The sequence below is a fragment of the Fibrobacter sp. UBA3718 genome (genome assembly GCF_002371935.1).
In the GTDB taxonomy this organism is placed as follows: Bacteria; Fibrobacterota; Fibrobacteria; order Fibrobacterales; family Fibrobacteraceae; genus Fibrobacter.
Map to the genome: position 1 here is coordinate 108657 of NZ_DFHR01000024.1, position 6892 is coordinate 115548.

General features: G+C 53.4%; 9 protein-coding genes. 7 read left to right on the top strand and 2 right to left on the bottom strand.

Annotated elements, in window-relative coordinates; genetic code table 11:
- A partial coding sequence (gene htpG, locus B4A77_RS10940) for a molecular chaperone HtpG (RefSeq protein ID WP_290740665.1) occupies positions 1-1719 on the top strand: 1719 nt, incomplete at its 5' end.
- Between the two features lie 100 nt (positions 1720-1819).
- Here the strand turns inward: htpG and B4A77_RS10945 are convergent.
- Positions 1820-2287, bottom strand: coding sequence for a hypothetical protein (locus tag B4A77_RS10945; protein ID WP_290740668.1), 468 nt, complete (start codon positions 2285-2287; stop codon positions 1820-1822).
- A 109-nt stretch (positions 2288-2396) separates the two neighbouring features.
- On the opposite strand from B4A77_RS10945, the gene B4A77_RS10950 reads away from it, so the two are divergent.
- The 6 genes from B4A77_RS10950 (at position 2397) to B4A77_RS10975 (ending at position 5989) form a co-directional block, all read left to right on the top strand.
- Positions 2397-2834, top strand: a complete 438-nt coding sequence (locus tag B4A77_RS10950; protein WP_097035177.1) for a Fur family transcriptional regulator — start codon at positions 2397-2399, stop codon at positions 2832-2834.
- Positions 2827-3093, top strand: a complete 267-nt coding sequence (locus B4A77_RS10955) for a hypothetical protein (RefSeq protein WP_290723271.1) — start codon at positions 2827-2829, stop codon at positions 3091-3093. The genes B4A77_RS10950 and B4A77_RS10955 overlap by 8 nt, the downstream gene beginning before the upstream one ends.
- Positions 3094-3177: 84 nt before the next feature.
- Positions 3178-4233 carry a metal ABC transporter substrate-binding protein gene (locus B4A77_RS10960; RefSeq protein ID WP_290740671.1) on the top strand — a complete coding sequence of 352 codons (1056 nt, stop codon included), beginning with the start codon at positions 3178-3180 and terminating at the stop codon, positions 4231-4233.
- Between the two features lies 1 nt (position 4234).
- Positions 4235-4891 carry a metal ABC transporter ATP-binding protein gene (locus B4A77_RS10965; RefSeq protein WP_290723274.1) on the top strand — a complete coding sequence of 219 codons (657 nt, stop codon included), beginning with the start codon at positions 4235-4237 and terminating at the stop codon, positions 4889-4891.
- Positions 4892-4941: 50 nt separating this feature from the next.
- On the top strand, positions 4942-5787 hold the full coding sequence (locus tag B4A77_RS10970; protein WP_290723276.1) for a metal ABC transporter permease: 846 nt from the start codon (positions 4942-4944) through the stop codon (positions 5785-5787).
- 1 nt (position 5788) lies between these two features.
- The gene (locus B4A77_RS10975; protein ID WP_290740674.1) at positions 5789-5989 is read left to right on the top strand and encodes a hypothetical protein; all 201 of its coding nucleotides are present in this window, start codon (positions 5789-5791) and stop codon (positions 5987-5989) included.
- Positions 5990-6221: 232 nt separating this feature from the next.
- Here B4A77_RS10975 and B4A77_RS10980 read toward each other — a convergent pair.
- Positions 6222-6892 (bottom strand): DUF1846 domain-containing protein (locus B4A77_RS10980; RefSeq protein ID WP_290740677.1); only part of this gene is annotated, 671 nt, incomplete at its 5' end.

Consider the following 6892-nt stretch of genomic DNA (forward strand, 5'->3'; position numbering starts at 1 on the left):
CCGCAGGGCACGCAGCTCCGCATCGATATCTCGGTGAACAAGGAAGGCAAGCGCATCATTGTCGAAGATAACGGTATCGGCATGAACAAGGAAGACTTGATCAACTGCCTGGGTACCATCGCCCGTAGCGGCACCAAGAACTTCATCAAGAATTTGAAGGAAGGCGACAAGGGCAGCGTCGATCTCATCGGCCAGTTCGGTGTGGGCTTCTACTCCGTGTTCATGGTCGCAAAGAAGGTCGAAGTGCTGACCTTGAAGGCCGGCGAAAAGCAGGGTTACCTGTGGGCCTCCGAAGGCACGGGCGAATTTGAGATTTCCGAAGCCCCGCGCGACAAGGTGGGCACCAAGATTACCTTGTACCTGAAGGACGACGAAGACGCCGAAGACTTTGCCAGCGAATGGAAGATCAAGGACATCGTCCAGAAGTACAGCGGCTTCGTGAGCTACGGCATCTACTTCCACCCGGAAGCCACCAAGAACGACAAGGGCGAACTGGAAGAAAAGCCCGAAGAACGCCTGAACGAAAAGCAGGCATTGTGGCGCCAGAGCGAAAAGGAAGTCACCGAAGAACAGTACAAGGATTTCTACAACGTCATCAGCCACGAAGCCGACGAACCGGCCGCATGGAGCCACAGCCACGCCGAAGGTTCCCAGGAATTCTGGAGCCTCGTGTACATTCCGTCGAAGGCTCCGTTCAACATTTGGCACAACGACGCGTTGCACGGCCTCAAGCTCTACGTGAAGAAAGTCTTTATCATGGACGACTGCAAGGATTTGCTGCCGCCTTGGCTCCGCTTTGTGCGCGGCGTGGTCGATAGCGAAGACTTGCCGCTGAACGTGTCCCGTGAAATCTTGCAGAACAACAAGATCATCACCAACATTCGTAAGCACGTCATCAAGAAGGTGCTCGACACCTTGCAGAACATGGCTGACAAGGATGCCGCGAAGTACAACGCCTGGTGGCGCGAACTCGGCATGGTCCTCAAGGAAGGCTTCTACATGAACTGGGAACATCTTGACGAACTCAAGAAGTTGCTCCGTTTCGAAAGCACCAAGACCGAAGGCGACGCTCTCGTGGGTCTCGACGAATACGTGAAGCGCATGCCGGAAGGCCAGAAGGAAATCTACTACCTCATCGGCGACAAGAACGCCGTGAAGTCTAACCCGATGCTCGAAGCCTTCAAGGCGAAGGGCTACGAAGTGCTGCTCATGAGCGACGGCATCGACGAGTTCATGATGTCTAGCCTCCAGGAATTCGGCGACAAGAAGTTCCACGACATCGCCCGCGGCGACGTAGATTTCGAAAAGACCGAAGACGAAAAGAAGGCTGAAGAAGAAAACAAGGGACTCTTCAAGGGACTCTGCGAAAACCTGCAGAAGGTCTTGGACGAAGACATCAAGGAAGTCCGCGTATCCAGCCGCCTCAAAGACAGCCCCTGCTGCCTTGTAACCAGCGAAGACGCCATGAGCGCCCAGATGGAACGCATGATGAAGGCGATGGGCCAGAAGAACTTGCCGAAGTCCAAGCGCATCCTCGAAATCAACCCGACGCACCCGATTTGCGAAATGCTCAAGAAGAAGGCTGAAGCGAAGGAAGACCTGGGCGATTGGCCGAAGGCCCTCTACGGTCAGGCTTTGCTTGCCGAAGGTTCTCCGCTCCCAAACCCGGCTGAGTACGTCGCCGCGATTACAAAGCTGCTGACTGCCAGCGTGAAATAATCTCGCAACAGCGTCATCCTCGCGAAGGCGAGGATCCATACATTCTCATACGAAAAAGACCGCGATTCACTCGCGGCCTTTTTTCATTCTAAATTCATTTTCAGCCTAAGTCAAAAAAGATGGGAGCAAAGAACGCAACAACAAAAACAACAACTAGGATTACTACACCCAAAATAATTCCCTTGCGTTCACGGGGCTTATAGACTTCTGGCGCATATTCCGGGAGACATTCCTTTATTTTAGAAGCGCCTAATCTTCCCAAAATGAAAATGGAAACAAAAAACCAGACCATTCCCAAGATATCGTAGACATTCAAGGTTTCCGGAGATGTCATTTTAGAGCCAGCGGTTAGTGCCTTATCTACCATATTCGTCAGGATATTCCACCCAAGCATCGGCAAGAAAAAACTCTTTGCGCTCTTTTCCAGCTCCTTGCGATGGAAAAACCACGAAATAATCGGCCCGCCAAGAGCCATGCTCCACATAAATTTTCCCGCCGGATGCGCAACGGCTGCGGTTTCCGGCACAGGTTCCGCGACAACAGTTTCCGGGACTTTGTCTTCGTTCATGTTTTACCTCTGTAAGTTTTTTTCGAAATATACAAAAAAAAACCAGGGTCGGAATGACGACTCTTTTCGTTGACAACGCACCCATTTTTTGTTAAATTTGAATTTGCGAATGATTTGCAAATTAGAATACAAGACGAAAACGCGACAAGTCATCATGGACTTCATGGTCAAGAATCCTGACCGGATTTTCAAGGCTTCCGATATAGCCCAGGACCTGCGCTCCGTTTCCCTGAGCACCATCTACAGGAACCTCGCCCGTCTCGAAAAAGCGGGTATCGTCCAGATTGTCGGGGCCGAAGAGAACAAGGAACTCCAGTACCGCTACACTGGCCCGAGCAAGTGCCAGGAGAAAATGCACCTCGTGTGCAAGGAATGCGGCAAGTTTTTCCACCTGGAAGGCCCCGCACTCAAGATGCTGCAACTTTCGGTACAGCGCGTAAGCGGCTTTGAACTGGACCAGCAGCAGTCGGTTCTGCTCGGGCGCTGCGCCGGATGCTCCATAGCCGCGAAGAAACCCCTCCCGCGGAGGCGTATGCACCATGTTTAAGGCCCTGTTCGACAGGCTTCTGGTTATCTTGGCGTCGCTCTATGTGTCACGCCACCTGGAACACCATTGCCACGGCGAACATTGCCACGTCTGTCACCATATCCATCGCTGTCTGGAACTGATTACGGTCTGCATGGAAATGGTCGTCGCACCTTTTGAAATCGCGCTCTGCTGCGTGTTTTTCAGGCTCCCCCGCATCAAGGCTCTCGATACGTGCCGAGCCACCCTTGTTTCGCAAAAGGTCCTGTTGTTGAATTGAAGTGCGTCGCACCCAAGACGACGAGCGGTACAAAGCCGCATAACAACATCAACAACATTTGTCCATACGGACAAGGACCTTTATATGAAAAAAATTGCATCCATTGCAATACTGCTTTTTGCGTCGGTATTAATGCTGACCGCCTGCAACACGGAATCCGGGAAAAAGGATTCCGCACCGAAAAAGATTTCCGTCGTCGCGACCATCTACCCGCAGTACGACTGGTTGAAGAACGTGATCGGCGAGCATGCCGACGCGGTGGACCTGAAACTGCTCATCAAGAACGGCACCGACCTTCACAGCTACAAGCCCTCGGCACAGGACATCGCGACCATCGCCAAGGCCGACCTTGTCGTTTACGTGGGCGGCGAGTCTGACGAATGGATTGAGAAGGCTCTTGAGGTTACCCCGAAGGAAGGGCGCATCGCGTTGAATCTGATGAAGGCTCTCGGCGACCGCGTCAAGGAAGAAGAAGTCGCGGAGGGTATGCAGGTAGAGGAACATCACCATGAGCACGGCGAAGAAGCCGAAGAACATGAGCATGAACATCATGAGCATGCCGAAAAGCACGAAGACGAGCATCATCACCACGAAGAAGTCGAGAACGACGAGCACATCTGGCTTTCGCTGAAGAACGCTTGGATTTTGGCGAATGCGCTCGCCCAATCGCTTTCGAAGGTGGATTCCGCAAATTCGTCAATTTACACAGCGAACGCTATCCTCTACAACGCAAAACTCTGGGAAATGGACAAGGAATTTGCCACGGCTACTTCGGACGCCTCGCAAAAGACAGTCCTGTTCGGTGACCGATTCCCGTTTCGTTATCTGGTGGACGATTATGGCATTAAGTACTATGCCGCATTTGCCGGCTGTTCCGCCGAGAGCGAAGCGAGCTTTGAAACGGTTACGTTCCTTGCGGGGAAGATGGATTCTCTACAACTGCCCGCCATCTTCACGATTGACGGGAGCAACGGGAAAATCGCCCGAGCCATTCTCGAAGCAAGCAAGAACTCCAAGAACGCGCAGGTCTTGACGCTCAATTCGATGCAGTCGGTGACGGACGAACAGATAAAGGCCGGCGTCGATTACCTCTCCATCATGCGCGACAATCTGGAAGCATTGAAAAAGGCTTTAAAATAATATGAACGAAATAATCCCTCTGATCAAATGCCGCCAGCTGACGCTCGGCTACGGAAGCAAGGACCTGGTCCGCGACCTGGATTACGACGTGAATGTCGGGGACTACCTCTGCATCATCGGACGCAACGGTTCCGGCAAGACAACGTTCCTCCGTGGAATCGCAGGCTTGCTCAAGCCCAAGTCCGGAGATATCGAACTCTGCGAAGGGCTCAAGCGCAGTGAAATCGGTTACCTGCCGCAGATGACGCTAGTCCAGAGGGATTTTCCCGCATCGGTGGAAGAAATCGTTCTTTCCGCATTCCAGGGCAAGTTCCGCCTGCTGCCGTTTTATGGACGGGCCCAGCGGGAACGCGCCATGGAATGCATGGCGCTCACCCGCACCGAAAGCTTGCGCAAATCGTGCTTCCGCGAACTTTCGGGTGGCCAAAAGCAGCGCGTGCTTTTGGCCCGGGCCCTCTGCGCTGCCGATCGTTTATTGCTTCTCGACGAGCCCGTAACCGGCCTCGATCCCGAATCTACGGAAACAATGTACCGCGTCATCAATGACCTGCACAAGAAGGGCATGACCATCGTGATGGTCACGCACGACGTGGACTCCGCCCTGGACGATGCTACCCGCGTGATGAACTTCGACCAAATATCAGTTAAAGGAAGATAAAACCTCAAGTCAAGGAGATCCCCGCATTCGCGGGGATGACAATGTACGGTATGCCAATTGATACGCTTCTTTTCTACCTAGACTTTCCCTTCGTGCGCTACGCGATTGTCGTAGGCGTACTCGTATCGCTCTGTTCGTCACTGCTGGGCGTAACCCTCGTACTCAAGCGCTACTCCTATATCGGTGACGGCCTCTCACACGTTGCATTCGGCGCACTTGCCATTGCAGCAGTACTCAAGGTGACAAACAACATGCTCATCATCTTGCCGGCAACCATAGCCGTGGCTGTACTCCTGCTCTGCACCGGGAAAAACGCTCGCATCAAGGGTGATGCCGCCGTCGCCATGGTATCGGTCGGCGCGCTCGCCATCGGCTACCTGCTGATGAACATCTTTTCCACCTCGGCAAACATCTCGGGCGACGTGTGCACTACGCTTTTCGGTTCCACGTCCATCCTCACGCTGAAACTGGAAGAGGTCATCCTGTGCATCGTACTCTCTTGCATAGTCATCTTCTGCTTCGTCCTCTTCTACAACAAGATTTTCTCCATCACGTTCGACGAGAATTTCGCACGAGCCACGGGCGTCAACACTGCACTTTTCAACCTGCTGATTGCCGTCATCGTGGCAACGATTATCGTACTCGCCATGAACCTTGTGGGTGCGCTTTTGGTATCGGCCCTCGTGGTTTTCCCGGCACTTTCGGCCATGCGCGTATTCAAGAGCTTTTTCTCGGTAACGGTCGCTGCGGCCACCATATCCGTGATTTGCTCGCTTATCGGCATCGTAGTCGCTATTCTCGCCGGGACTCCCGTGGGTTCGACCATCGTGGCGGCGGATATCGTAGTTTTCGGTCTATTCTACCTGATAGGTATTGCACGAAACGGCGGTAACTAATTTGTCCAAATATTTCAAGAAAACAGCAATCGCATTCATTGCTGTGCTCCTGTTCGCGCTGAACGCCTCCGCGAGGGAAGACCTGGGCGATTGGCCGAAGGCCCTCTACGGTCAGGCTCTGCTTGCCGAAGGTTCTCCGCTCCCGAACCCGGCTGAGTATGTGGCAGCAATTACGAAACTGCTGACGGCTAGTGTGAAGTAATTACGCGCAAAACGTCATTAAAGAAGGCCGCGAAATCGCGGCCTTCTTAATTTTTCATATCGGATTTCAACAACATTTGTCAAAAAAAACTGGATAAGCGAGCAGAGCAAGGCCGCAACTCTTTTTAGCCAGAACGTTGGATAATCAAGCAAGACAAGGCGCGAGCCTCCGTAGCGTACTAAAGTACGCAAGGAGGCGAGCAACGCAGTATTGCGCCGATTAGCGAACGTTATTACCCGTGGTACAGATTGCCGGATTGGTAATTCGGTTCCGTCGTGAGGTTCACGCCCAGGCGGCGGAACACGCCCACATCGACCTGCGAGAGGATAACGCTGGAATGCACTTCGCAGTGGCGGAGTTCCGGCAGCTTCTCTAGGGCGATTTTCGCGTTGTAGTCCGTGAGGGCACACACAGAGAGCGCCACGAGCGCCTCGTCCATGTGCAAGCGCGGGTTCTTGTGTCCGAGTTGCTTTGTCTTGAGGTTCTGAATCGGCTCGATGACCATCGGCGAAAGCAGGCGCACTTCGTCGGGAATCTTCGCGAGGTGCTTGAGCGCGTCGAGCAACATGGCAGAAGAAGCGCCCAACAGCGAAGAAGTCTTCGCCGAGATGATGGCACCGTCATTCAGCTGGATGGCAACCGCCGGGCCGCCAGTTATTTCAGCCTTTTCAACAGCAGCCGCAATCACGGGGCGGTCAACAGTGCTGATCTGCGCCTGCTCCATGATGAGTTCCTGCTTGTAAATCTGGTCCTTTTCCGCATTGCCCTTGCGCACGTCGCAGAGCGTGTTATAGTAGCGGCGGATGATTTCCTGCTTGGCGGCCTCGCAAACAGCATCATCGTCGATAATGCAGTTGCCCGCCATGTTCACGCCCATGTCCGTGGGGCTCTTGTACGGGCTCT

Coding starts and splice junctions, on each gene's coding strand:
- B4A77_RS10960 (WP_290740671.1), top strand. CDS start 3,178: ATGAAAAAAATTGCATCCATTGCAATACTGCTTTTTGCGTCGGTATTA.
- B4A77_RS10965 (WP_290723274.1), top strand. CDS start 4,235: ATGAACGAAATAATCCCTCTGATCAAATGCCGCCAGCTGACGCTCGGC.
- B4A77_RS10950 (WP_097035177.1), top strand. CDS start 2,397: ATGATTTGCAAATTAGAATACAAGACGAAAACGCGACAAGTCATCATG.
- B4A77_RS10955 (WP_290723271.1), top strand. CDS start 2,827: ATGTTTAAGGCCCTGTTCGACAGGCTTCTGGTTATCTTGGCGTCGCTC.
- B4A77_RS10945 (WP_290740668.1), bottom strand. CDS start 2,287: ATGAACGAAGACAAAGTCCCGGAAACTGTTGTCGCGGAACCTGTGCCG.
- B4A77_RS10970 (WP_290723276.1), top strand. CDS start 4,942: ATGCCAATTGATACGCTTCTTTTCTACCTAGACTTTCCCTTCGTGCGC.